Below are 24577 nucleotides of genomic sequence, written 5' to 3' on the forward strand. Positions count from 1 at the left end.
ACTTGGTGTGAGTGCAGGATAGATCCACTCCGCCGTTCTGTCCAGCCCCGCCCCGGCTTTCTCGCACCGGCGGGCCCTGGGCCCCTCCCCGCCACCGCCGCCTTTTCTGTGCGCCGGCTGTGCGATCGCACGAGGGCGACTTGACCAGACTTGCCAAGTCCCTTTCGCCTGCCCGTAGTTCGTTGACGATGACATGTCCACGTGTGAGTGTTCGGTCGCCCGATCACGGACACCACCTGGGTGGACGACCGGCGCCGGCCGTACGGGCGGGTCCGTCTCTCCATGCCGCTTCCGTGACCGAGGTCCCCACACAAACGAGGAGCCTCGATGAAACGCAGACCGATGACGGCCGGGACAACCCTGGCCGTCCTCGCCGGAATGCTGGTCGCCACCAGTGGCCAGTCAGCTTCTGCAGAACCGTCTCCGCCCGCCCCCACCGCGCTCTCGACCGCCGTGTCGGCGGCCGACCGGGCGGCGGCCAGTGGCCTGGATGCCCTGGCCAAGGGCCCCGAGGAGCGGTACGAGCGGCAGATGGTGACCCCGTGGGTCAACGGGCTCTACTCCATCGCGTACGAACGCACCTACCGCGGCCTGCCCGTCGTCGGCGGTGACGCCGTCGTGGTGGCCGACTCCAAGGGGCGCATCCGCGGATCCCAGTCCGCGGTCTCGCGGCGCATCAACGTGCCGGTCACGGCGACCGTCTCCGCCCGGGCCGCCGAGGCCGCCTCACGCAAGAAGCTGCGCACGGTGGAGCGGGTCGACAGCCACCGGCTGGTCGTCCGGGCCACCGGAACGAAGTCCCGGCTGGCCTGGGAGACCGTGCTCACCGGCCGGACCGCCAAGGCGCCGAGCCGGCTGCACGTCTTCGTCGACGCGGGCACCGGCAAGGTGCTCGACAGCTACGACGACGTCAAGGCCGGCACCGGCAACAGCCAGTGGAACGGGCCCTCCCCACTGTCCATCAACACCACCTCCTCGGGCGGGAGTTACTCGCTGCGCGACCCGGGACGCCCCGGGCTGAGCTGCGCCGACTACAGCACCGGCAGCGTCTTCACCAAGTCGAGCGACTCCTGGGGCACCGGCAACGCCTCCAGCAAGGAGACCGGCTGCGTCGACGTCATGTGGGCGGCCCAGCACGAGTGGGACATGCTGCGCGACTGGCTGGGCCGCAACGGCCACGACGGGAACGGCCGCAGCTGGCCGGTCAAGGTCGGGCTGAGTGACGTGAACGCCTACTGGGACGGCTCCTCCGTCTCCATCGGCCACAACAACGCCAACCAGTGGATCGGCGCGATGGACGTCGTGGGCCACGAGTTCGGCCACGGCATCGACCAGTACACCCCCGGCGGCGCCAACAACGAGTCGGGTCTCGGCGAGGCCACCGGCGACATCCTGGGCGCGCTGACCGAGGCGTACACCAACGAGCCCGCCCCGTACGACGACCCGGACTACACCGTCGGCGAGAAGATCAACCTGGTCGGCCAGGGACCGATCCGGATCATGTACAACCCCGGGCAGATCGGCGACCCCAACTGCTACAGCTCCTCCATACCCAACACCGAGGTGCACGCGGCGGCCGGACCCCTCAACCACTGGTTCTACCTGCTGGCGGAGGGATCGAACCCCGGGGGCGGCAAGCCGTCCAGCCCCACCTGCAACAGCTCCACGGTCACCGGCGTGGGCATCCAGAGCGCCGGCAAGATCTTCTACGGCGGCATGCTGCTCAAGACCAGCGGGATGACTCACAAGCGCTACCGCACCGCCACGCTGACGGCGGCGAAGAACCTCGACGCCACCTGTGCGCTGTTCAACTGGACGAAGGCGGCCTGGGACGCGGTGAGCGTCCCCGCCCAGAGCGGTGACCCGACCTGCGTGCCGAGCGGCAACAACGACTTCTCCCTGTCGCTCGATCCGGCCTCCGGCTCGGTGAAGCAGGGCGGTTCGGTGACGGCCACGGTCAGGACCACCGTGTCGTCCGGCAGCGCGCAGACGGTGAACCTGTCGGCGAGCGGACAGCCGAGCGGGGTGAGCGTCTCCTTCAGCCCCTCCTCGGTGCAGTCCGGCGCGACCTCGGCCATGACCGTGTCGGCCACGACGGCCGCGGCGCCCGGTACGTACACCCTGACGGTGAAGGGTGCGGGCACCCAGGACCACACCGCGCAGTACACCCTGACCGTCGGCGGCGGCGGCAACCCAGGCGGTACGGCCCCCGACATCAGCGTCGCCAACGTGCAGACGCATCTGTCCCAGCTCAACACTCTCGCCTCGCAGAACGGCGGCAACCGGCGGGCCGGCAGCAGCGGCTACACCGCCTCGCTCGCCTATGTGAAGGGCAAGCTCCAGGCGGCCGGGTACACCGTCAGCGAGCAGACCTGCACCACCTGCACCTACCGCGGGAACAACCTGATCGCGGACTGGCCGGGCGGTGCGGCCGACCGGACCGTGATGTTCGGCGCCCACCTCGACAGTGTGGCCGCCGGCCCCGGCATCAACGACAACGGCTCCGGTTCCGCCACGCTGCTGGAGAACGCGCTGGCCCTGGCCCAGCAGAACCCGACGATGACCAAGCACGTGCGCTTCGCCTGGTGGAACGGTGAGGAGCAGGGCCTGGAGGGCTCCGAGTACTACGTCGGCCAGCTCTCCGCCGCCCAGCGGACGGCCATCAGCGCGTACTACAACTTCGACATGGTCGCCTCCACCAACGGCGGCTACTTCATCAACAACCTCAACTCGGCGGCGTCGGCCCCGATGAAGGAGTACTGGACCTCGCTCGGCCTCGCGCCGGAGGAGAACGTCGAGGGCCAGGGCCGCTCCGACGACTACTCGTTCCAGCAGGGGGGCATCGCCACCTCGGGGTACGCGACCGGCGCGAGTGACACCAAGACGTCCGCCCAGGCCACGAAGTGGGGCGGTACCGCGGGCCGTTCGTACGACTCCTGCTACCACCAGTCGTGCGACACGACGGCCAACATCAACGCGACCGCGCTCGACCGCAGCGCGGACGGGGTCGCCTACACCGTGTGGAAGACGGCGGTCGGCACCACCGCGCCCGCCGACGACTTCTCCGTCTCGGTGAACCCGGTGTCCGGCAGTGTCCAGCCGGGCGCCTCCGTCACGGCGACCGTGGCGACGGCCACCACCAGCGGTGCCGCGCAGAGCGTGCGGCTCACCGCCTCCGGCGCGCCGAGCGGGGTCACCGTCTCCTTCGCCCCGTCCTCCGTGCAGTCGGGCTCCTCGTCCACGATGACCGTCTCCGCCGGGGCGCAGGTCACGGCGGGTACGTACACCCTCACCGTGACCGGGACGGGCGCCGCCACCCACACCACCACGTACTCCCTGGTGGTCGGGGGCGGCGGCACCTGCCAGGCGAGGCAGGTCGTCGCCAACGGCGGCTTCGAGAACGGCACCGCGCCGTGGACCCAGAGCGACGTCATCACCAACCGGACCTCCGAGAAGCCCGCGCACAGCGGGGCGTACCAGGCCTGGTTCGGGGGCTGGGGCAGCACCCACAGCGACACGGCCACGCAGTCGGTGACCGTTCCGGCGGGCTGCTCGACCTACCGGCTGTCGTTCTTCCTGAGCACCGACACCGACGAGTCCGCGGGCGACGCGACCGCCTACGACACGTTCACGGTGAAGCTCGGTACCCGGACACTGGCGACGTACTCGAACCTCGACGCGAGCAGCGGCTACGTCCAGCAGTCCTTCGACGTCGGCTCCGCCGCGGGGCAGACGGTGACGCTGGGATTCACCAGTAAGGAGGACGCCTACCTGCAGACGAGCTTCGTCGTGGACGACGTGACGCTCGATGTGAGTTGATCCACCGCGGGGGCGGGGCGTGATCCACACGCCCCGCCCCCGCGTGTCAGCGGACCACCGCCGCCAGTCTGCTGACGAAGTCGCCGCTCTCCGCGTGGCCGCCGCCGCGGGCGGCGAGTCTGCCGTGGAGTCCGCGCAGTTCCTGGCCGAGCAGCGTCGCCGGATTCACCTCGGTGGTGTCCAGGACCGGGGCCGCCACGGCCTGCGCGGCCGCCGGGTCGCCGGCGCACGCGTGCGCGTCGGCCATCCGGGCCAGGAACAGCATCCGTGCCGAGTGCATGCCGGGCGGCAGCAGACCCAGCGCGGCCCCGGCCGCGCCGACGGCGCGGAGCGCGAAACGGCGGTCACCGGTGGCCGCGGCGAGATCGCGCAGCGCGCCGGCGGCGCCGGACTCCACGCGCAGGCGGACCGAGGCGACGGAGAGCCAGGGCGCCTCCGCCTCGTCGCTGTCGCCGGCGCGGTCCATCTGGGTCCAGGCCCGGCTGATGTGCCGCAGGGTCCGGGCCGCGTCGCCGCGGACCGCGTGGCCGCGCGCCTGGTACAGATCGCTCATGGCGCCCGCCCAGTACCGGCCCGCGGCGGCCTCGCCTATCGCCCTGCCGTAGGCGAGCGCCGACGGTCCGTCCCCCTCCAGGCGGGCCAGGGTGCTCATGTCGCTGAGGGCGGCGACCTGCGTCCCGACGCGGCCCGCCAGGGCGGCCCACTGCAGCGAGCGGTCGAGCCAGGCCATCGCCGTCCCGTTGCGGCCCCACAGCAGCCGCAGACAGCCGGCCGACTGCGCGTACTCGGCTGCCAGCGGGGCCAGTCGGGTCTGGTACGACGCCGTGGGGAGCGCCATCCAGCGGAGCATGGCGTGCAACGTGCGCTCGACGACGGCGGTCGCTCCCGGCCAGGCGCGCTCCTCGTCGGCGCGCAGACAGACCGCGAGCAGGGCGGTCAGCGCGTGCACCGTGTCGTGGTCCAGGGCGGGGTGGGCCTGTGCGTCCGGGCCCAGGGCGCAGAACGCCGCGTGCAGGGCGATGACGTCCGAGAGCGGGGGGACCGTGCAGCCGTCCAGGCCGTGCGCGGGGCAGATGAGTCCGTAGGCGGGCAGGCGCGCGGGCAGGACGGTGCCCGGCGGGAGCATCGCGGGGAGGGCTCCGCCCGGGGGTTCACCGGGCAGCGGGGCGCTCCGCGCGGCGAGCGGCCCGTCCTCGGGACCTGTGGCGCGCTCCTGTTCCCCGGCCGCCTCGCAGGCGGCCAGCAGCTCGCCCCCGGCCTTCAGCAGGTCGTCGAGGCGGCGGGCCAGCGGCAGCGGCGTCCGCCTGCTGCCGTGCTCCAGTCTGCTGATGGCGGTGTGGTCGTAGCCGACCCGGGCGCCCACCTGGGCCTGGGTCAGCCCGGCGCGTCCGCGCCAGTGGCGCAACCGGGCTCCGAACGACCGCCACGCCTGCGCCGTACGGGCGTCCGCCGGCACGGCACCCATCGCCTCGCTCACCTGGAATCCCGTAATCGCGCCTGGTCGAGGACGCCACACGTGCCACGCTCACGGCTCATGCCCGGAGGATAGCGAGCAGCCGGGCCGGCTGTCCCCCGCGTATCGACAACATGTCCGGTATCAGGCGCGGCGGTTGCCGGCCGGGCCGTTCCTCAGGGCCGAGGGGGCTCGTCGAGCGACTGCTCGGACCAGATGACCTTTCCGCGCTCGGTGTAGCGGGTGCCCCAGCGCTCCGCGAACTGGGCGACGAGGAACAGGCCGCGGCCACCCTCGTCCGTTGTCGCGGCGTAGCGCATGTGCGGCGAGGTGCTGCTGCAGTCCGACACCTCGCAGATCAGGGCCCGGTCGTACAGCAGCCGCACGCTGATCGGCTCGGAGCCGTACCGGATCGCGTTGGTGACGAGCTCGCTCAGGATCAGTTCGGTGACGAACCCCTCCTCGTCGAGGCCCCGGTCGGCGAGCCAGCGGATGGCCTCCTTGCGGACGCCGGCGACGGCGGCGGGGTCGGGGTCCACCTGCCACTGGACGCGGCGGGCGGGGTCCAGGGTGCGGGTGCGGGCCACGAGCAGGGCGACGTCGTCGCCCGGGCGGCTGGTCAGCAGGGCCTCCAGCACGTCGTCGCAGGTTTCCTCCGGCGTCCGGTCGCGGCCGGCCAGAGCATCGCGCAACTGCTCCAGGCCGTCGTCGATGTCCCTGTCGCGGCGCTCGATCAGACCGTCCGTGTACAGAACCAGGCGGCTCCCCTCGGGTACCTCCAGCTCGGTCGCCTCGAAGGGCATGCCGCCGATTCCCAGCGGCAGGCCGGCGGGGATCTCCGGGAACTCGACGGTGCCGTCCGGCAGGACGAGGGCGGGTCCGGGGTGCCCGGCCCGGGCCACCGAGCAGCGCCCCGAGACCGCGTCGTAGATCGCGTACAGACAGGTGGCCCCGGTGATCGCCGCGCCGGCGGTCTCGTTCTGGTCCATTCTGGCGACGAGTTCGTCGAGGTGGCTGAGGAGTTCGTCCGGCGGCAGGTCCAGCGTGGAGAAGTTGGCGACCGTGGTGCGCAGCCTGCCCATGGTGGCCGCGGCGTGCAGACCGTGCCCGACCACGTCGCCGACGACGAGCGCGACCCTGGCGCCGGACAGCGGGATCACGTCGAACCAGTCGCCGCTCACCCCCGCCTGCGCGGGCAGATAGCGGTAGGCGACGTCCAGGGCGTTCTGCTCGGGAAGGCCGCTCGGGAGCAGGCTGCGCTGGAGGGTCACGGCCATCTCGTGCTCGCGGGTGTAGCGCCGGGCGTTGTCGACGCTGACCGCGGCCCGGGCCACGAGTTCCTCGGCGAAGGACAGGTCCTCGGCGTCGAAGGGGGCCTCGTTCTGCGCGCGCCAGAAGTTGGCCATGCCGAGGATGACGCCGCGCGCGTGCAGGGGCACGGAGAGCAGGGAGTGGAATCCGTACTCCAGGATCCGTGCGGCCTGTCCGGGGTCGGGCAGGCGCCACTGCTGGGACGCGGCGAGATCGGGCACCAGCCAGGTGTGGCCGCTGCTGGTGCCGAGGCCCTCGGGGCTGGTGGGTACGAAGCCGATGACGCGGCCCAGCGGGTAGAGCGGGTGGTCCGGGCGGGCACCGTGCAGGGCGGTGCGGCGCATGTCCATCACCTCGCCGGAGGGCGGTTCCGGTTCCTCGCCGCGCAGGACGGGGTCGGCGAGGTCGACCGTCGCGCAGTCGGCGAAGCCGGGTGCGGCGACTTCCGCCAGCTCCTGCGCGGTCGTGGTGACGTCGAGGGTCGTCCCGATGCGGGCCCCCGCCCGGTACAGAAGCATCAGCCGCTCCCGCACGGTCTCCGCCCGGCCGGTGAGGGCCTGCAGTTCCGTGGTGTCCCGCAGGGTGGCGACCGTGCCGGGCGGTCCGCCGCGCTCGCCCGTGGGGCGGAGGTTGACGGCCAGCAGCCGGTTTCCGGCCGGCCGCAGCTCGTCCGTGGCGACCCGCCCGGACGCCAGCAGCTCCGCTGTGCGGGGGTGCAGTCCCAGCGTGGTCACGGCACGGCCCTCGGCGCCGGCGGGCAGGTCCAGGAGCCGTCGTGCCTCGTCGTTGGCCAGGACGAGGCGGCCGTCGGCCCCGATGATGAGGACGCCCTCGCGGACGGCGTGCAGCACCGCGTCGTGGTGTTCGTACATCCGGGTCATCTCGGCCGGGCCGAGGCCGCGCGTCTGGCGGCCGAGGCGGCGGCTCACCAGCGCCGCGCCGCCCGCCGTGAGGACGAGCGCGGCGACCGCGGCGCCCAGGGCGAGCGGGATGCTCGGATAGGCGAGCTTGTTCACGGTCTCGACCTTGATGCCGACGGACACCAGGCCGGCGGCCGTGCCGTCGGGCCGTGGCACGGGCACCACGGAGTTGACGGCCAGACCGTGGCTGGCCGTGACCGTGCGGGTGTACGCGTCCCCCTCCAGGGCTTCCTTGTACGGGCCGACGATGCGGTCCCCGATCAGCGCGATGTCGGGATGGGTGTAGCGGATGCCGTTGGTTCCGGCCACCACGACGTATTCCACGCCGGTGCTGCGCCGGACGTCCTCCGCGCGGGGCTGCAGCAGGGTGGTGGGGTCCTTGCTGTCGAGGGCGGCGGCGACGCCGGGCGCGTGGGCGAAGGTTTCCGCGACGCTCAGCGACCGGGCCCTGGCCACGTTCATGCTGTCGTGTCTGCCCTGCACCACCAGCGCGACGACGGCTGTCACGACGAGCAGCGTCGTGATGCCCAGCATGAGGAAGAAGACCTGGCCGGCCACGGTGTGGACGCTGAAGAGGTCGCGCAGTCCGCGGCCGGGCGCGGACCGTCCGCGATGCGGGCCGTAGGGCACACGCCGCTCACCGCCCGGGTGTCCGCGATCGTGCCGGCGCGGCTGCCGGGCGGAGTGGTGAAACCGCGTCCGGAGCCGACCTGTACCACCCACGTCTTCAGGTTTAACACGATTCTCCGTGGCCGCCCTTCGGGACCGGGCGGCGCTCATGGCCGCCTGACGTGTGAACGGCGCGCTGCCAGGGCATAGGACGGATTACCGACAGGAGGTGGTGCCAGTGGGCCGCATCAGGATCGTCCGACGTCCACCGCTTCCGTCCCGGCCGCCGCCGCTCGATCTGCGCACGCCGTCCGGGCGCCCGCTGCCGTACTGACTGCCGCGCCACTCATCCGTTGCCCTCGGGGCCGCACGCCGTGCGGCCCCGAGGCGCGTTCCGGGGCGGCGCGCCGGAGGGCCGGCTGCTCGCGGGCCCGGGTGTTGATCACCTGCCGCGCAGCGGTGCGAACCGGCAGGATGTCGGGGTACGGGGCCGTCGTCCGCCGGCGGACGACGGCTGTCGCTGTCCGAGGAAAGGGTTCCCATGCGGGAAGTGCACGCAGACCAGTCCGCCCCGGCCGAAGGCTCCTCTCCCGGCCCCGCCGAGGAGGCCCAGGTGATCGTGGTGGGGGCGGGGCCGGCCGGCTCGTCCGCCGCGTACCACCTCGCCAGGGCGGGCGTCGACGTGCTGTTGCTGGAGAAGTCCGCGTTCCCCCGGGAGAAGGTGTGCGGCGACGGCCTCACCCCGCGCGCGGTGCACCAGCTCATCCGGATGGGCATCGACATCAAAGCCCCCGGCTGGACGCGGTCGCGCGGGATGCGCTGGGTGACCGGGGACCGGCAGGTGCAGATCGACTGGCCCGCGCTGGGCGGCTACCCGGACTTCGGCCTCACGCGCAGCCGGCACGACTTCGACGACATCCTGGCCCGCCACGCGGTGGCCGCCGGGGCCCGGCTGCGTACCGGCGTGAAGGTGACGGAGCCGGTGACGGACCGGGCCGGCCGGGTCACCGGTGTCACGGCGGTGTCGGGTACGGCGGCGCCGGTGGTGCACCGCGCTCCGGTGGTGATCGCCGCGGACGGCGCCTCCGCGCGGCTCGCTCTGGCCATGGGGCTGCAGCGGGACACGAACCGGCAGATCGCCACGGCGGCCCGCCGCTACTACCGCAGCCCCGAGCGTTCCCGTGAGGAGTTCCTCGAGCTCTGGGCGGACCTGCGCTATCCCCGGAGCGACCACTTCCTGCCGGGGTACGGCTGGATCTTCCCGATGGGCGACGGCCGGGTCAACGTGGGACTCGGCGCCATCCCCCACCGCCGCCACGGCAAGGCCGACCTGCGGGCCACCCTGGACCGGTGGCTGGCGCGGACGCCCGAGGCGTGGGGACTGCGCGAGGAGAACGCCGAGGGGCCCGTACGCAGCGCCGCGCTGCCGCTGGGCTTCAACCGTCACCCGCTGTACACCCGGGGGCTTCTCCTGGTCGGCGACTCCGGAGGCATGATCAGCCCCTGGAACGGTGAGGGCATCGGCCAGGCGCTGGAGGCCGGCGAGGTCGCGGCCGAGACGGCGGCGCTCGCCCTGGCCCTGCCCGCGGGCCCCCGGCGCGAGAGGGCGCTCCGCCACTACCCGGTCGAGATGAACCACCGCTGGGGCAGCTACTACCGGCTCGGCAACGCGGCCGCCGACCTGGTGTTCAGCCGCTCGGGGTTCCAGCCGGTGCTCAACCGCTATGTGATGGGCTCGCCGTTCCTCCTCAGCACGCTGGCCCGACTGCTCACCAACCTCACGGACAGGCCCTCGCGGGATGTGATCGACCATGTCCTGAACACGGCGGTGCGTCTCGTCCCCGCTCCGCACGTGCGCCGGCGCTGACCGGTTTCCGCCTCGCGGCGCCGGGCCGCCCTTCGCAGGGATCCGAGCCGGGGCCGGCACGGCCGGCTCAGCCGTTGATCTCGGCGCGGCCGTGCCGGTTGCGTACCGAAGGCGCGCAGGAAGGTGTCGACGCCGGCGGTGACGACCTTCGCGACGTCCGCCGGATCGAGGGGCCTGGTGCCCAGCGCGCTCATCCCAGGCAGCTCCTCGCAGACCAGCGCGATGAACTCGTTGGCCTCCCTGACCGGGTCCTCGATGCGCAGATGACCGGCGTTCGCGAGGCGGGCGAGCCGACCCGCGAGCGCCTCGGTGAACTGGTTGGGCCCGCTCGCCCGCACCGCGTCGAAGCGGTCCGGGAAGCGCACGGCCTCCGCGTACAGCAGCCGGCGACGTCGGCCTGGACGTAGCCGCCGGCTCGCTGAGTCAGCTCGTCACGGACGGCTTCGTCCCCGGCGTGGGGCTCGGCCTGCTTCAGCGTGCCGAGTTCGCGCAGCGCCTGGAGCTCGTCGGCGCGGGCCGCGATGCGGGCAGCCTCGCACAGTTCGGCCTCCCGACCGGCGGAGGCCGCGGCTTCGGCCGCGAGTTCCGCCCGGACGACGTCGTCGGTGTCCGGGTCGTAGACGGTGCCCGCCGGCGCGGCGGCGAGCAGCTGGTCGATCCGTTCCCACTCCGTGAGCTCCGCCGGGCCACGGACGACGTCGGCCAGGTCCTCGTGCCGGGACGCCTGCCGCGCGTCGAACCGTGCGTCCTCAAGGACCGCCGCAACGGCGCCGGCGTCCATGTCACTGGCGAAGCAAGCCACTTGCCACCGGCCCGCGCGCAGCAGGGCAGTGGTCGCCACCCACCCCGCGGAGCGCCGCGCCGACCTCTGCAGACGGTGCCAGGTGTCCTGTGTTCACGAACCTTGAACAGGTACCGCTGAAGTCTGAGCGACAAATGAGCTGGTCACAGCATCCGCACTTCGCTCTCGGGGAGCTTCGCCCACCAGTGGTGGTAGCGGCTGTAGACCTCCGTTTCGCGGTCACCGAGGAGCGCTCCCAGGGACTGGGCCTCCGCGGCGAGTCCGTCCCAGGTGGCGGGTGACAGGGAGTGGAAGGCCGTGGCCTCGATGCCATCGGCCACCGGGCGCCACACACCGGCGACATAGCCGTCCACCAACAAAGTGGGCAATACGTCTCCGTTCCTGCGGATCACCAGGGGGCGGTAGGCCGGGGGTATCACCCGGCTGCGATCGGCGTAGGCCAGCAGAATGCTGTCCCACATCGCCATGAGCCGGGGCGGCGCCGGCGTATCCGCGGGCGGCCGGGGGGCGGCCGGGAGGTCGAACAGCGTGCTGCCGTCCGGCCCTTGGACCTGCTCGATGGCCCCATCCAGAGCGCACAGCGCCTCGCGGACGGGTGCCCGCTGCACCATGGCGAACTGCGCCACATCCGCCACCGACGCGGGCCCAAAGCCCGCCAGATAGCGCAGAATCAGGGTCTGCAGCGCTTTGGGATCCACCGCCCGCCCCGCAGGGGCGGTCCCGGTCCCCGCCGCGACGAAGGACGGCCGGAGGCCGAATGACCACGGCCCGCCTGTTGGGGCATGGTGCATCGGCGCGTAGGCCTTCAGCCCCCACCACGCTCCGTCCTTCTTCTCGGTACCGAGCCGCTCCTCGACCCACGCCTGCATCTCTGCCGAAGTCCGCGGCCGACGAGCAAAGGCCAACAACTCCGGCACCAGCTCGTCGGCGTCCGCTGGGAGCAGCCCCGCATCGGCGAAGCGGAAGCCGAGCCGGGAGGCGTACAGGGTGGGCTGCATCGCCGCGCGCAAGACCGGGTAGTCCCCGGCGTGCACGGCGTGCAGGGTGATCCGCATCAGGGTCGCCTTGACGACCGCATGCCCGGCGAAGGCGGCGTCGAGCTCGGCCGGAGCAAAATCGGTGACCCGGTTCCACAGCGCGAGGTACGGCGAGGCCGGATGTTGCGCCTGGAGCGCGACCACGCGCTGCGCCGCGTCGGGGATGGTCAGCGGCTCACGCTCCAGCAGCAGTTGGCGGCTGAGGGCTGCCCGGTTGAGTTCGCGCGCGGTGATCATAACGGCGCAGGGTACCGCCCTGCCCGGGCCCGCCAGCGCCTCGTGTCCCAGGTTCGGTGACACGAAACCGCATCCGTCAAGCATCAATGGCACGCGCTCAAGTTCACTGTCACTGGAAACCAGGAAAGGTGGCCAGGCACCCACTCCAGTGATCCTGGTGACAACAAGCCTGCCTTTGTGACAACTGTCGCGCATCGGCACAGGAGTGCTTGGCCCGGGACCAGGGCCGGCTTGGCGAGGTCGCCGCCATCGAGACCACCATGGCCGCCGCATTGCAAAAGCTGGAGGCCATGCGCGAGCGTGCAGCGCAACCGTTCACCGTCCACCTGGGCATGCCCGACTTCCGACGGAACGCCGGACGAAGCAGCGCCGAGCCCGAAACCCCGCCAACCGCGGCGGGCCCGTTGTGAGTCGACCGCGTATTCGGGCCGGTTGCCGCCGCGAGATCAAGTCTTGGGCAGGAAATCCCGCCAGAACGAGACGGTGGCCTGCGGGCGCCAGTCGTGCGGAGTGTGGGCGTCGAAAGCGTCGAACTCGTGGTTGACGTAGTCGACCAGGTCAGTGCCGTAACAGATGATGTCGGTGCCCCACACTGAGAGAACCGGGTGACCCTGGGAACCATGGCCGGCAGGCAGAAACCGATGCCCGTAGATGGGAACGAGCTTGGGGACCTGAGCAAGCAGCGCCTGAGCCTGGTGAAGGGCCTCGTCGGCATCCTCCGGCCGTTGCCTCCAGCTCGGGTGCCAGTAGCCGCGTCGGACCGACAGGGCAATGCCCTCCACGGGCCACTCAAGCCGCTCTCGGAGTCTTTTGGGGTCGCCGTTGCGCCAGTCCGGCCACGGGTTCTCCCACGTGTCCCCCTCTTCGGGCTGCTGACTGACCGGCAAGCCCGACGCCAGGAAAGCCCGGTGGTCGTCGGCAAACTCGAAGCCGTACTCCTGTTCAATACGCTGGAGCTCGACCTCGCTCAGGCCTGGCGCTATCTCGCAGCCGTCCGCAACGGCGAGAAGGCGCGCTGCTTCGATCCCGACTTCATCCCATCTGGCTTCATTACGCTGGAACAGTACTGGTCCCACCATCTGAGCTCGGACAGATTTCGAAGATCACCCGGCTTCAGCCGGAGCCCGCCTGACGCGAGATGAGCTCAGGCGCGCGGCGGCAGGACCTCGATGATCTCGGCGATGCCGGCGACAGGTTGGGTCTCGTGCATAAAGATCACGTCACCGGGCTTCAGGTGCTGCCACTGCCCGGGCTGCAGGGGAGCCAGGCGAACGTCGGCTGTCTCTCCAGGGCCGAGTTCCGGTTCGAACTCCACCCACAGCCTTGCGATGCTCAGCTCCCGCTCTCCGTCGGCTGCGCGATTGCCGATGTCCCACATCGGCCTGAGCCGACCGTCCCCTGAAAAGGCAGTTCGACGTCCGCCCTCCTGTAAGGGTGCGCGCCGTCAGGCTCGACGACGAGTGCCGGAACGGGGCCCGCTCCTCGCACAGTGCGGGGAGGAGGAGAAAGCCGATGATCCCGCACAGCAGGCCGAGCACGATCGGTGTGCCTCCGGGGACCGCACCCGTCCGGGCCAGTCCGTAGCCGCCGAAGGGCAGCAGAAGGACCGTCACCGCCAGGCCCGATCCCATACGCGCACGGACCACCCTGCGGGCCGCGGCTGCTTCCACTGTTACTTCCACCGAACACCCCCGCTTCTGCCGGCAGGCACCATCATGCAGGCGCGGCAGCTCTTGCCGCATTGCCGGTGTCCGGCAATCTTCAGCACTGGATCCGTCGGGGACAGAACCTAGGGATTCCGGGCCCCGTCGTCCCATCGGGCGGCCAGCAGCAGCGCGATGTCGTCGGGGCGGTCCGCGGCCTGCCTGGCGCGGCCGATCACGAGGTCCGCCGTCTCGGCCAGGGAGGCCGGGCCGAGCGCGGCGATCGTGCCGCGCAGCCGCTCGACGCCCACGTCGATGTCGGTTCCCGACTCCTCGACCATGCCGTCGGTGTACAGGGCGAGCATCTCCCCGGGGGCCAGGTGGAGTTCGGTGACGGGATAGGACGCTTCGGCGTCGATGCCGAGCACGATGCCGCCTGGCAGGTCCATGACCTCGGCCGTGCCGTCCGGGTGGCGCAGCACCGGCTGCGGATGGCCCGCCCGCACGGCCTGCGTGAGGCCGGTGGCCGGGTCGATGACGATGTAGCAGCAGCTGGCGAACTGGCCGGGGTCGAGATCGATGAGCAGCCGGTTGGTGCCGCTCATCACCTCCTGCGGATCGTGCCCGCTGAGCGCGAAGGCCCGCAGGGCACTGCGCAGCTGTCCCATGGTCGCGGCCGCCGCGACGCCGTGGCCCTGTACGTCCCCGATGACCAGCGCCAGTTTTCGGCCGGTCTGGATGACGTCGTACCAGTCGCCGCCGACGTCCATGCCCTGGGTGCCGGGAAGGTACCGGCCCTCGGTGCCGATGCCCTCCACGACGGGGAGCCCGTGCGGGAGCAGGACGTCCTGCAGCCCGCGGGCCAGGGCCGACTCGGAGTCGTAGCGCTGGGCCCGTTCCAGTGCCTGGGCGATGAGGCCGGCGAGGGCCGTGAGGACGGTGCGCTCCTCCGGGCTGAAGCCGCGCGGCTGGTCGAAGCCGAGGATGCAGGAGCCGACGTGGCGTCCTGAGGCGATCAGGGGCAGGAAGGCGCGGGCGCCGACGTCGGTCTCCATGGGGATTCCGGGGTAGGCGGCGGCCAGTCGCTCCATGGATTCGAAGAAGATGGGGCGCCCGGTGGTCAGCGTGTCGACGCCGGGGATGCGGGCGTCCAGGGCCACGCCGTCGAACCGGTCGAGGAAGCCGTGGGGGAAGCCGGTCTCCCACTCCAGGTAGAGGTGGCGCTCCCTCAGCAGGTAGATCGCGAGCTGTCGGCCCCCGAAGGCGGGGAGCAGTTCCTCGGTGACCACGGCGGAGACCTGCCGGGCGGTGACCGCCTCGGTGAGGGCGATGGCCAGCGCGACCGGGCGGTAGAGCGCGGCGGAGCGGTCGGCCGGGGAGCCGAGCCCCAGCCCGGGCGAGGCGACGGACTCCGGTGCGTAAGCCGGCTGTTCGGTGGGGGTGAGCACGGCGGTGAGGCCGTCGTGACCGGGGTAGAGGGAGATGGACAACCAGGGGCCGGGGGCGCGCCGGGCGAGGAAGTGGACCGGGGTGTCGGAGAGCATCGCGGCGCGGTAGTGGTCCTCGTAGGCCGGGTTCGCAAACCACGGCAGGGCCTCCCAGAGCACCTGTCCGATCAGCTCCGACCGGCGACGGCCGAGACTCTCCTCCGCCAGGCCGTTGATGTAGGTGATCCGGGCGAAGCGGTCGAGGGAGAAGATGCCGCGCGGCAGCCGGTCGGCCGCCTCGGCGACGACCGGGCCGATGCCGAGGTCCACCAGGAATCCGCTCAGATGGGTCGGGGAGCCGGGGCCCGCGCCGCGTTCCCTGCGTCCCGATACCTCCAGCAGGTGCGAGCGGCCGTCGGGGCCCCGCAGCCGCATCCTGCGGACGACGGGCCCGCCGGAGTCCGCCGCCTGGCGCGCCAGGGCCCAGAGCCCGTACACGTCCTCGGGGGCGAGCCGCGCCGCGAGTGCGTCGATCGTGCCGGGGAACTCGTTGCGGCCGGTGCCGAGGATGGCGCACAGTTCGTCGTCCGCGCCGACGGCTCCGCTGTCGAGGTCCCAGTCGAACCGGCCGATCCTCACTGGTGGCGAGCTGTCCGCCGGCAGCTGGACGGGGAGGGGCTCTTCCTCCCATCGCGCCGGTGTCCCCGTGGCCTCCAGGCCGGCCAGCGCGGCGCCGAGCCCTTCGGCGATGCTCTGCAGTCTGCGCCGGTCGGTGGTCCCCACCGGCTTGCCCGGGGTCGCCGCACGCAGTACGACCAGGACGCCGACCGGCTTGCCGCCGCTGAAGACGGGCGCGTACAGGGAGCCGAAGGGGAACGGCAGCCCTGCCATCAGTTGGGGGAAGCGGCGCATCGCCTCCTCCGCGTCGGCGAGGTGCACGGCCTGGCCGGACCGGAAGGCCTCGGCGACGGGGAACGGCCGGTTCACATGCATCCGCCACCACGGCCGGAACAGCGGTCCGGGCAGTCCCGCCAGTACCGCGAGCTTCAGGAGGCCCGGGGTGAGGGAGCGCAGATAGACGCCGCCCGCCCGTCCGCCCGCGGCTTCGACCGCGTTCACGACGGCCTGGGCCAGCACCAGCGACAGCTGGTCCGGAGCCCCGCCGTTCCCGAGTCTCCCGGGCATGCTGCTGCCCTCACTGAGCGGCTTGCGCCGGACCGCGCCGTACCAGGTCACCTAGCCAGCATGCTCCCCTGCCGCCGTGCCCCGCACTTCGAGGCGCGAGGCAGAGCCGATCGAAATGCACCCTTCACCCTTGTATGCAACTCTGAAGACGGCCCATCGTCCGACATCCGCACAGGAGGCACGATCATGGGCAAGAAGCAGAGCCGGCAGAACCGCGGCGCCCGCACCGGAGGCCATGAGCGCTCCGCCGCAGAGGTGAAGGAGCAGCCGGGCCCGGTGCCCGCACCCGAGTCGGTGAAGGCCATCTCCGAGCAGGTCTCCCACAAGCGCGAGCGGAAGTTCGGCCACAACTGACGGAGCGACGCGCGTCTGCACCGCGCGCTCGGCGCGTGGCAGCGGTCGCATGACCGCAGACGACGTGGCGCCACATTTTTTGCGGTGGGGGGCCGCCGGGGGCGGCCCCGCCAAAAAAAATGGGCCCGGCCCGGGGGCGGGGGCCGGCCCCCCCGGCGCCCCCCCCGGCGGCGCCAACTTTTTGGGGGTGCGGCCCCGCCCCCCGCCCCCCCCCGCAAAAAATGTGGCGCCCTACCGCTCGTCGGTGGGCGGTCGGCGGTCACCGAGCTGGTCATTGAGCCTCTGCTGGGCGGAGTCGACCTGGCCGCCGTATTTGCCGCTCGTCTTCTTGTCGACGAAGTCGCCGCCCTTCTCGACTCCCTTGCCGGCCTGGTCGGGATGCCCCTTGATCATGTCCTTGATCTTGTCGAGCATGCTCATGACTTTCCTCCTCCTGGAACCGTGACTCTCCCAGCATCCATGCGATACCCCGGCGCCGCACCCCGGGCGGGGAGCCGGGGCGGGGCGGCCGGGGCGGGGAGGAAATTACCCACAGGTATGTAGTGACTTCTGATGCAAGCGCCAGTAGAACTCGTTCCCATTCGACTGACAGTGAGGAACGTCACATGACGAGTTCGAGCTTACGTCCCAAGGGATCGAGCGATGTCTCACGTCGCAGATTCATGGCGAGAACAGGTTTCATTCTGGGAGCCGCAGCCCTGTCGGGTCACGCCACCGCCGCTCAGGCGCGTACCACCGCCGCCGCTGTGATCGGCAGTGGGGACCATGTCCCGGCTCTGGTGATCGGCACCGGATACGGAGGGTCCGTCGCCGCCCTGCGGCTCGCCCGGGCGGGGATCCGCGTCCACCTGGTCGAGATGGGGATGGCCTGGGACACCCCGGGGGCGGACGGCAAGATCTTCGCCAACACGACGAAGCCCGACGGCCGTTCATACTGGCTCCGCACCAAGAGCAAACAGCCCCTCAGCAACTTCCTCGGCTTTCCCATCGACAAGGCGATCCCGCGCTACACGGGCATCCTGGACGCCGAGGACTTCAGCGGCATCACGGTCTACCAGGGGCGCGGCGTCGGGGGTGGATCGCTGGTCAACGGCGGCATGGCGGTGACGCCCAGGCGGGAGAACTTCGGTGCGATCCTGCCGTCCGTGAACGCCGACGAGATGTACGCGACCTACTACCCGCGAGCCAACGCCGGGCTCGGGGCCGGCACCGTCGACCCGGCGTGGTTCGAGACCGCGGACTGCTACCAGTACGCCCGGGTCGGCCGCAAGCACGCGCAGCGCTCCGGCTTCCCGTTCGTCTTCGTGCCCGATGTGTACGACTGGCACTACATGGAGCAGGAGGCGGCCGGCACCGTACCCAGGTCGGCGCTGGACGGTGAGATCCTCTACGGCAACAACTACGGCAAGAAGTCGCTGCAGAAGACCTACCTCGCCCAGGCCGCGGCGACGGGCAACATCACCGTCTCACCGCTGCACCAGGTGACGTCGGTCGCCCCCGCGGCCGGTGGCGGCTACACCGTCGTCATCGACGCACTGCGCACGGACGGGAGCGTCGCGACCACCAAGACGGTCACCGCGGACAAGGTGTTCTTCGCCGCGGGCAGTGTCGGCACCAGCAAGCTGCTCACCCGGCTGAAGGCCACGGGCGCGCTGTCCGGACTGAACGACGAGATCGGCAAGGGCTGGGGCGACAACGGCAACGTCATGTGCGGCCGCGCCAATCACGTGTGGGACGCGACCGGCGCCCTCCAGTCGAGCATCCCCTGCGGCGGCATCGACAACTGGGCCGCGGGGGGCGCGTTCGCCGAGGTCGCACCGCTGCCGACCGGGATCGAGACCTTCGCCTCGTTCTACCTGTCGATCACGAAGAACCCGCACCGCGCCCGGTTCTCCTGGAACGCCGCCACGGGCAAGGTCGATCTGGACTGGCAGACCGCCTGGAAGCAGCCCTCCATCGACATGGCGAAAACGATCTTCGACAAGATCAACGCCAAGGAGGGGACCATCTACCGGACCGACCTCTTCGGGGTGTACAAGATCTGGGGCGACCACCTCACCTACCACCCGCTCGGCGGCGCGGTGCTCGACCGGGCCACCGACAACTACGGCCGTCTGCATGGCTATACGGGTCTGTACGTCATCGACGGATCGCTGATCCCCGGCAACACCAGCGTCAATCCGTTCGTCACCATCACGGCACTCGCCGAACGGAACATCGAGAAGATCATCGCCACCGACCTGTGACAGCGGATCCGCGGGGGCGGACCTTCCGGTAGGAGACGACGGGCAGGCCTCCTACCGGACACGGGTACCAACCGGGCCCGTCCGGCGGCCAGTTCAGTGCCCCGGCAGAACGCAGACGGCGTCCAGGCCCAGCACATGGTTGAGCCGCCCGAACGCCAGCCAGGAGCCGATGCTCATGCTCAGCTCGACGATCTCGTGCTGGCTGTAGTGCGCGGTCATCCGGGCCCAGAACGCGTCGTCCAGGCCGTGGTGGTCCAGGGCGTACCGCTCGGCGTACTCGGCCGCCAGCCGGGTCCGGTCGTCGAACGACTCCGTGGTGCGCCACTCGCTCACCGCACCGGCGAACTCCTCCTCGACCTTGTGGCCGTCGCGTTCGGTGCGCCAGTCCAGGCAGAAGAGGCAGCCGTTGATCTGCGCGATGCGCAGCCGGGCGGCCTCGAACTCGCGGAGTCCGAGCGTCGTGTGCTCGTACACGGAGAGGGAGAAGTTCGCGGCGGCCATGCCGATGCCGGGGACCATGTCGCCCCACACGTAGCCGATCGGCTCCTGGCCCTCGGGGATGTCGATGATCACGGCTGCTTCCTTCCCAGTCGGCCGGCTGCGGGACGCAGGGGGATGTCGAGGGCGTCATAGAGACCGGGTTCGGCGTCCACCAGCCAGTCGATGGCGTTCACCAGCCGGCCGACGGCGGTGGCGTTGCCGCCCGCCGAGCGGTTCTCCCCCTCGTCGGTGGCCTCGACGGTGACCTCGATGCGCGGGCGCCCTTCGATGATCATCCGGTGGGCGCCGGCGCCGTCGGGCGGCGACGGCCAGTCCGGGGCGCACGACGGGTGGATGCGGGTGATGTGCTCGATGACGATGCGGGGTTCGCCCTCGACGATGCCCTGGACCTCGAAGCGGACCGCGCCCTGGGTGCCGGCCTCGAAGTCGCCCATCGTCCTGGTGGTGACGGTCTCCTCGAGCGGCCGCCGGGCCATGGTCTCGCGGATGTCGTCGAGTTCCACGCCCAGGGCCCGCGCCATCAGCCGTATCTGGCCGCCCCACACCATGGTCGGGACGGAGTCCGCGAGCATGAGGGGCTCGTACTCCATGGGGTGGCCCATGCCGATCAGGTGGCGGACCGAGTCGGGCTGGTCGTACGTGGAGTAGTCGAAGATCTCCTGGCAGCGGATCGCGTCGACCGTGGTGCCGAGTCCGCTGATCAGCAGGGGCAGTACGTCGTTGCCCCAGCCGGGGTCGACGCCGGAGACGAAGAGCGAGCCGCCACCGCCGGCGACGGCGGCGAGCACCGGTTCGCGCAGTTCGGGCGGGGCGCCCCGCTGGTCGTAGAGCGCGTACAGCGCCGGGGTGACGACGACGGCGCCGCCGGCCACCGCCCTGGTGATGTCGGCCAGTGCCTCGTCGGGGCGAATGTCTCCGGAGGCCGCGTACACGACCGCACGGGGGGCGGTGGCCAGCACCGCGTCGATGTCGTCGGTCGCCGCGACGCCCAGATCGCGGTCCAGACCGGCGAGAGCGCCCGCGTCGCGGCCCGCCTTGGCGGGGTCGTGGACGAGTACGTGCGCGAGTTTCAGGGCCGGATGGGCTTCGACCGCGCGGATGGCCGCGCGGCCGACATTGCCGGTACCCCAGACCACCGTGGAAATCATGCGGCGGAGGGTAGCGCGCGGGAGGAAAGGTTCATAGTGCCATCGCGCACCGGGTTCGGAGCGGGCCGGGGCGGGTCCCGCGGCCGCCCCGGCCCGTTCTGCCGACGCCCTTACTCGTCGATGGCGGTTCCGTATCCGGCGCCCGCCTTCGCCCCGCCGAAGGGTGCGGCGTTGAAGGTCCACGAGCCGGCGGCCGTCACACCGCCCGAGCCGGCCGAGAACACCCAGACCACACCGTCGCCGGCGTCCTCACCGGGCGCGGCGGACAGCAGACCGAAACGCCCGTCCTTGTTGGGATCGGTCAGCCGCACCTGGCCGCCCCAGCGGTCACCCTTCTCGGGCACGCCCGGCACGTTCACCGAGTTCTGGTCCCAGGACGCGGCGCGGTTGGCGGTGAGCCCGTCGGCCGCACCCCGCAGGACCCATACGGCTCCCGCGTCGGCGACCGTGCCGATGTCCTCGCCGGGGGCGCCGACTGCCACGTCCGCGAATCCGTCCCCGTTGGTGTCCGCGACGGAGAGGTCGGCGCCCCATCCGTCGCCGGCCTCCGCCGTTCCGGGGACGCCCGCAGTGTCCTGCGTCCACCACACGGGCGGGGTGCCGGAACCTTCGGCGCCGACGGGTCCGTCTCCCTGGCTGCCGTAGTAGACACCGACGACACCGCCGGTCGTCGACTCGCCGCCGTCGTCGGGGCTGCTGGGCTCCCCGGTGACGAGGTCGTCGTAACCGTCCTTGTTGATGTCGCCGGAGGCGACGGCGGGGCCGCCGCGCAGGTCGTGGTCGTAGCGGAGTCCCTGGACCTCGCCGAGGAAGACCGCGGACCAGCCGTGTCCCGGTTCCTCGCCGATGGTGACGCCGGAGATGACGAGGTCGGCGAGACCGTTGCCGTCGTAGTCGCCGGTCGTCATCGCCCGGGGCACGATCTCCCGCCCCGGAGTGCCGGGGATGAGGCTGCTGCGCGAGTCGGGCGCCGGCGACGCGGCCTTCCGCCGGGCCGCCGCGTCGTACTGGTAGAGGCTGAGGTCGGTGCGGTCGGTCACGGCCAGCTGGTCGCCGGGGATGTCGGGGCTGAAGTGCGCCGCGGCGAGCGCGCCGCCGAACCTGGCGCCGGCGACGGGCTCCTCCGCCTGCAGCCAGTCGCTGACCGCGCCGGAGAGCCCCTTCGCCGAGCCCCACAGGACGACGACCCCGCCCGCGTCGGTCACCGGTTCGAGGTTCTCGCCCGGGATGCCGACGACCGCGTCGTCGTACCCGTCCCCGTCGAGGTCGCCGGAGGCCAGGGCGCGGCCGAAGCCGTCGCCCGCCTCGGCGGCGCCCGGCACCCCGGTGGTGTTCTGGCTGAGCACGGCGCCCCGGCTGGTGCCGATGCCCGCCGGCCCGCCGTACTGCACGGTCACGTAGCCCGCGCCTTTCTTGCCGCCGACGGTTCCGCCGGGGGCGCCGGTGAGCACGTCCTCGTAACCGTCGCCGTTGAAATCGGTGTTGCGGTCGTTCGCGTGCGTTCCGCCGGGGGTGCCGGCGTAGGCGGAGGGCGCGGCGATGGCTGCCCCCGCGATCAGGAGGAACGAGGCCGCGGCGACGGCGGCCGAACGGTAGGTGCGCACGAGCGGCTCCTCGGATCAAAGGCGACCGGGCGAGAGGAGGGGACGCCGGGAAGAGCCCGTTACCCTCCTGGCGCCCTGTTTGACCGGCACCGTGGCACAAAGGTTGTACGGCATGGCAAAAGGGGTGGAAGGGAGCCGTTCAGCTCCCTTCCACCCCTGCTCTACGGCTCCGCGTGAGGCGGGACCGCGGTGGGATCAGTAGGCCCCGAAGACGTTGTCGATCGAGCCGTACTTGTCGGCGGCGTAGTTGCACGCGGCGGTGATGTTGGCGACCGGGTCCAGGATGTCCAGCGAGGTGCCGGGCACGTGGTACGCGTCGAACGTGGGCTGGATGACCTGGAGCAGGCCCTTGGACGGGATGCCGGCGGCGGCGTTCGAGTCCCAGTTGTTGACGATCTGCGGGTTGCCCGAGGACTCGCGGATGACGTTGCGGTAGATGCCGTCGTAGCTGCCGGGGATGCCGTGCTCGGCCATGACGGCGAGGGACTCCTTGATCCAGCCGTCGAGGTCGTCGGTGTACGCCGTCGCGGTCTGCGCGGGGGCGGTCTCCGCCGGGGTCGTCGCGGCGGTCTGCTCGGCGACGGGCGCCGCCGTCCGCTCGGAACGGTCGGCGCGGTCGGCGCTCTCGGCACGGTCGGCCGACGGCTGGGAGGCGCTGCCGGACGTGGTCTCGGCCTTGAATTCGCTCTTGGTCGCGGCCTTGGGGGCGGCGGCTGCGGACTTGGCGCCAATGGTCAGCTTCAGGCCGGGGTGAATCAGGTCCGGGTTGCCGCCGACCACGCTGCGGTTGTCCTTGTACAGCCGCTCCCAGCCGCCGCTGAGGGAATGCCCGCGGGCGATCTTGGAAAGCGAATCGCCGGAGATCACGGAATAGGTGGTGGACTCCGCCTTCTGCACGGCAATTTCCTTGCCGGCGACGGAAGTCGGGGCTACGGCCTTTTCGGCGGCGACCGACGTGGCCGGCGCGGCGGAGGCCGATCCGGCGGCGATCAGGGGGAGCGCGAGAACGGCTCCACCAGCGCTCACGGCGATGAAACCGCGGGCCAGGGAGGTGGACTTGGAACGACGGTGCTGACCCTTGATGGGCATGGCGCTTTTCCTCTCCGCCGCCTGCGAGGTGAGCTGTCGGGTTCGGACTGGAGATGTCCGGCCGCACATGGCGACTTCACCCCTAGCCGCTCCGGATTCCGGAACGGCGGCAAACCTGGGTCCCCCGCTCCTGCCGTACGTGAGTGGTCGGGTTACCGGACGGCGGCAGGATTCGGCGTTCCGTCCGGATTGACCGTGACCGTAAGCGAGAAAGGCAGGGCATAACAAGCCCGGAATTACTGATCACAATTGCCGCGCAAGATCAATCAAAGGAAATGTGCGACGCCGGTCACACCGGAGCGGGCCAACTTTCTTGGCGCGACTGGGAACCCGCGCTTCCGGTTCTGCGTCGGGGGCGGGAAACGTGACGCTGGCCACTGTGTCCGAAAGGGGCGATTTGTCAGCTACTCAGCAGCTATGACCTGCGGAAACACGGCCCCCATTGGGCATTCCCGATCTTCCGGAGCAAACGGTCAATCAGGACATTACGCAGCCGGTGTCGGTTGCACGGCCGCGTGGGCCCGGCTGCGGGGCACCACGACGGGTGATCCGTCACCCGGGGCGGCGAGCACGTCGGCATCGATCGCGTACAGCTCCTTCACCAGGGCCTGGTCGACCGTCTCGCGGGGGGCGCCCCGGGCGATGACCCGGCCGCCCTTCATGGCGACGAGCAGGTCGGCGTATCGGGCCGCGGCGGCGAGGTCGTGCTGGACCATGACGACGGTGCGGCCGGCAGCCGCGACCTCGCGGACGAGTTCCAGGACCTCGACGGCGTGCCCGAGGTCGAGGGCGCTGGTCGGTTCGTCGAGCAGGACTACCGGGGTCTGCTGGGCCAGGACCATCGCGAGCCAGCAGCGCTGGCGCTGGCCGCCGGACAGCCGGTCGACGCGCTCGGCGGCCAGGGCTGTCGTGCCGGTGGCCTCGAGCGCGTCGCGTACCGCCTGCTCGTCCTCGCGCGACCACTGGCGCAGCAGCCCCTGATGCGGGCTGCGGCCGTAGCGCACGAGGCCGGCCACGGTGACCGCCTCGGGGGCCCGCGGCGACTGCGGCAGCAGGGCGACATGGTGGGCGGCCCGGCGCCGGCCGGTCTCCCAGATGTCCGTCCCGCCGATCAGGACCGTGCCGGACGCGGGCCGGTGGAGGCGGGCGACGGTCCGCAGCAGGGTCGACTTCCCGCAGCCGTTGGGACCGACGATCGCGACGACCTGTCCGGCGGGGACGGAGAGGGAGACGTCCTCGACGACGGGACGGCCCGGGTATCCGGCGTGCAGGCCGGATACTTCGAGGCCCGCCTTCGTGCCGGTCGGATGCTCGGTCATGTGCGG

18 protein-coding genes, 1 pseudogene and 1 riboswitch are annotated in these 24577 nt (G+C 71.5%); of the genes and pseudogenes, 6 read left to right on the forward strand and 13 right to left on the reverse strand.

Features of this window, described 5'->3' with window-relative positions:
* Positions 1-342: 342 nt before the first annotated feature.
* Complete coding sequence (locus tag ABTX18_RS33000) at positions 343-3819, forward strand: M28 family peptidase (RefSeq protein ID WP_352126578.1); 3477 nt, start codon at positions 343-345, stop codon at positions 3817-3819.
* A 46-nt stretch (positions 3820-3865) separates the two neighbouring features.
* On the opposite strand, the gene ABTX18_RS33005 is transcribed toward ABTX18_RS33000, so the two are convergent.
* Together ABTX18_RS33005 and ABTX18_RS33010 are read right to left on the reverse strand one after the other, a co-directional pair.
* On the reverse strand, positions 3866-5296 hold the full coding sequence (locus ABTX18_RS33005) for an NsdA family TPR-like regulatory protein (protein ID WP_352126490.1): 1431 nt from the start codon (positions 5294-5296) through the stop codon (positions 3866-3868).
* 152 nt (positions 5297-5448) lie between these two features.
* Positions 5449-8037 (reverse strand): SpoIIE family protein phosphatase, encoded by a 2589-nt coding sequence (locus tag ABTX18_RS33010; protein WP_352126579.1) that lies wholly within the window; start codon positions 8035-8037, stop codon positions 5449-5451.
* Between the two features lie 616 nt (positions 8038-8653).
* Here ABTX18_RS33010 and ABTX18_RS33015 point away from each other — a divergent pair.
* Entirely contained in the window at positions 8654-9979 is a 1326-nt protein-coding gene (locus ABTX18_RS33015) for a geranylgeranyl reductase family protein (RefSeq protein WP_352126491.1), read from the forward strand.
* Between the two features lie 164 nt (positions 9980-10143).
* On the opposite strand, the pseudogene ABTX18_RS33020 reads toward ABTX18_RS33015, so the two are convergent.
* Positions 10144-10344 (reverse strand): annotated as a pseudogene (locus ABTX18_RS33020) (TetR/AcrR family transcriptional regulator C-terminal domain-containing protein); the annotation flags it as partial.
* An 89-nt stretch (positions 10345-10433) separates the two neighbouring features.
* Between ABTX18_RS33020 and ABTX18_RS35920 the strand changes: the two are divergent.
* The gene (locus ABTX18_RS35920) at positions 10434-10901 is read left to right on the forward strand and encodes a hypothetical protein (RefSeq protein WP_503061252.1); all 468 of its coding nucleotides are present in this window, start codon (positions 10434-10436) and stop codon (positions 10899-10901) included.
* A 23-nt stretch (positions 10902-10924) separates the two neighbouring features.
* Here the strand turns inward: ABTX18_RS35920 and ABTX18_RS33030 are convergent, their stop codons facing one another.
* Positions 10925-12055, reverse strand: coding sequence for a winged helix DNA-binding domain-containing protein (locus ABTX18_RS33030; protein ID WP_352126492.1), 1131 nt, complete (start codon positions 12053-12055; stop codon positions 10925-10927).
* A 209-nt stretch (positions 12056-12264) separates the two neighbouring features.
* On the opposite strand from ABTX18_RS33030, the gene ABTX18_RS33035 reads away from it, so the two are divergent.
* Positions 12265-12465, forward strand: coding sequence for a hypothetical protein (locus ABTX18_RS33035; RefSeq protein WP_352126493.1), 201 nt, complete (start codon positions 12265-12267; stop codon positions 12463-12465).
* A 36-nt stretch (positions 12466-12501) separates the two neighbouring features.
* Here ABTX18_RS33035 and ABTX18_RS33040 read toward each other — a convergent pair whose 3' ends face one another.
* The 3 genes from ABTX18_RS33040 to ABTX18_RS33050 form a co-directional block, all read right to left on the reverse strand.
* Positions 12502-13134, reverse strand: coding sequence for an SMI1/KNR4 family protein (locus ABTX18_RS33040; protein WP_352126494.1), 633 nt, complete (start codon positions 13132-13134; stop codon positions 12502-12504).
* Positions 13135-13199: 65 nt separating this feature from the next.
* Positions 13200-13433 carry a hypothetical protein gene (locus tag ABTX18_RS33045; protein WP_352126495.1) on the reverse strand — a complete coding sequence of 78 codons (234 nt, stop codon included), beginning with the start codon at positions 13431-13433 and terminating at the stop codon, positions 13200-13202.
* A 411-nt stretch (positions 13434-13844) separates the two neighbouring features.
* Positions 13845-16310: a SpoIIE family protein phosphatase gene (locus ABTX18_RS33050; RefSeq protein ID WP_352126580.1), complete on the reverse strand. Its 2466-nt coding sequence runs from the start codon at positions 16308-16310 to the stop codon at positions 13845-13847.
* Between the two features lie 186 nt (positions 16311-16496).
* Between ABTX18_RS33050 and ABTX18_RS33055 the strand changes: the two genes are divergently transcribed.
* Positions 16497-16664 (forward strand): hypothetical protein, encoded by a 168-nt coding sequence (locus tag ABTX18_RS33055; protein WP_352126496.1) that lies wholly within the window; start codon positions 16497-16499, stop codon positions 16662-16664.
* Positions 16665-16895: 231 nt separating this feature from the next.
* Here ABTX18_RS33055 and ABTX18_RS33060 read toward each other — a convergent pair whose 3' ends face one another.
* On the reverse strand, positions 16896-17084 hold the full coding sequence (locus tag ABTX18_RS33060) for an antitoxin (RefSeq protein WP_352126497.1): 189 nt from the start codon (positions 17082-17084) through the stop codon (positions 16896-16898).
* 242 nt (positions 17085-17326) lie between these two features.
* Between ABTX18_RS33060 and ABTX18_RS33065 the strand changes: the two genes are divergently transcribed.
* Entirely contained in the window at positions 17327-18910 is a 1584-nt protein-coding gene (locus ABTX18_RS33065; RefSeq protein ID WP_503061253.1) for a GMC oxidoreductase, read from the forward strand.
* Between the two features lie 93 nt (positions 18911-19003).
* Here the strand turns inward: ABTX18_RS33065 and ABTX18_RS33070 are convergent, their stop codons facing one another.
* The 5 genes from ABTX18_RS33070 to ABTX18_RS33090 all read right to left on the reverse strand — a co-directional run bounded on the left by ABTX18_RS33070 (position 19004) and on the right by ABTX18_RS33090 (position 24571).
* Positions 19004-19483 carry a carboxymuconolactone decarboxylase family protein gene (locus ABTX18_RS33070; protein ID WP_352126499.1) on the reverse strand — a complete coding sequence of 160 codons (480 nt, stop codon included), beginning with the start codon at positions 19481-19483 and terminating at the stop codon, positions 19004-19006.
* Positions 19480-20559, reverse strand: a complete 1080-nt coding sequence (locus tag ABTX18_RS33075; protein WP_352126500.1) for an NAD(P)H-dependent amine dehydrogenase family protein — start codon at positions 20557-20559, stop codon at positions 19480-19482. The genes ABTX18_RS33070 and ABTX18_RS33075 overlap by 4 nt, the downstream gene beginning before the upstream one ends.
* Positions 20560-20669: 110 nt before the next feature.
* Positions 20670-22163, reverse strand: coding sequence for an FG-GAP repeat protein (locus tag ABTX18_RS33080; RefSeq protein ID WP_352126501.1), 1494 nt, complete (start codon positions 22161-22163; stop codon positions 20670-20672).
* Between the two features lie 195 nt (positions 22164-22358).
* Positions 22359-23252: a LysM peptidoglycan-binding domain-containing protein gene (locus tag ABTX18_RS33085; protein WP_352126502.1), complete on the reverse strand. Its 894-nt coding sequence runs from the start codon at positions 23250-23252 to the stop codon at positions 22359-22361.
* Positions 23253-23255: 3 nt separating this feature from the next.
* Positions 23256-23440: riboswitch (cyclic di-AMP (ydaO/yuaA leader) on the reverse strand.
* A gap of 297 nt (positions 23441-23737) precedes the next feature.
* Positions 23738-24571, reverse strand: coding sequence for an ABC transporter ATP-binding protein (locus ABTX18_RS33090; protein WP_352126503.1), 834 nt, complete (start codon positions 24569-24571; stop codon positions 23738-23740).
* Positions 24572-24577: the final 6 nt, after the last annotated feature.

The sequence above is a fragment of the Streptomyces sp. NPDC096323 genome (genome assembly GCF_040302845.1).
Lineage (GTDB): Bacteria > Actinomycetota > Actinomycetes > Streptomycetales > Streptomycetaceae > Streptomyces.

Bases quoted from the DNA above. Each gene is read 5' to 3' on its own strand.
- ABTX18_RS33065 (WP_503061253.1), top strand. From the start codon at position 17,327: ATGGCGAGAACAGGTTTCATTCTGGGAGCCGCAGCCCTGTCGGGTCAC.
- ABTX18_RS33000 (WP_352126578.1), top strand. From the start codon at position 343: ATGACGGCCGGGACAACCCTGGCCGTCCTCGCCGGAATGCTGGTCGCC.
- ABTX18_RS33060 (WP_352126497.1), bottom strand. From the start codon at position 17,084: ATGAGCATGCTCGACAAGATCAAGGACATGATCAAGGGGCATCCCGAC.
- ABTX18_RS33075 (WP_352126500.1), bottom strand. From the start codon at position 20,559: ATGATTTCCACGGTGGTCTGGGGTACCGGCAATGTCGGCCGCGCGGCC.
- ABTX18_RS33040 (WP_352126494.1), bottom strand. From the start codon at position 13,134: ATGGTGGGACCAGTACTGTTCCAGCGTAATGAAGCCAGATGGGATGAA.
- ABTX18_RS33015 (WP_352126491.1), top strand. From the start codon at position 8,654: ATGCGGGAAGTGCACGCAGACCAGTCCGCCCCGGCCGAAGGCTCCTCT.
- ABTX18_RS33010 (WP_352126579.1), bottom strand. From the start codon at position 8,037: ATGCTGGGCATCACGACGCTGCTCGTCGTGACAGCCGTCGTCGCGCTG.
- ABTX18_RS33090 (WP_352126503.1), bottom strand. From the start codon at position 24,571: ATGACCGAGCATCCGACCGGCACGAAGGCGGGCCTCGAAGTATCCGGC.
- ABTX18_RS33045 (WP_352126495.1), bottom strand. From the start codon at position 13,433: ATGTGGGACATCGGCAATCGCGCAGCCGACGGAGAGCGGGAGCTGAGC.
- ABTX18_RS33055 (WP_352126496.1), top strand. From the start codon at position 16,497: ATGGGCAAGAAGCAGAGCCGGCAGAACCGCGGCGCCCGCACCGGAGGC.
- ABTX18_RS33085 (WP_352126502.1), bottom strand. From the start codon at position 23,252: ATGCCCATCAAGGGTCAGCACCGTCGTTCCAAGTCCACCTCCCTGGCC.
- ABTX18_RS33030 (WP_352126492.1), bottom strand. From the start codon at position 12,055: ATGATCACCGCGCGCGAACTCAACCGGGCAGCCCTCAGCCGCCAACTG.
- ABTX18_RS33050 (WP_352126580.1), bottom strand. From the start codon at position 16,310: ATGCCCGGGAGACTCGGGAACGGCGGGGCTCCGGACCAGCTGTCGCTG.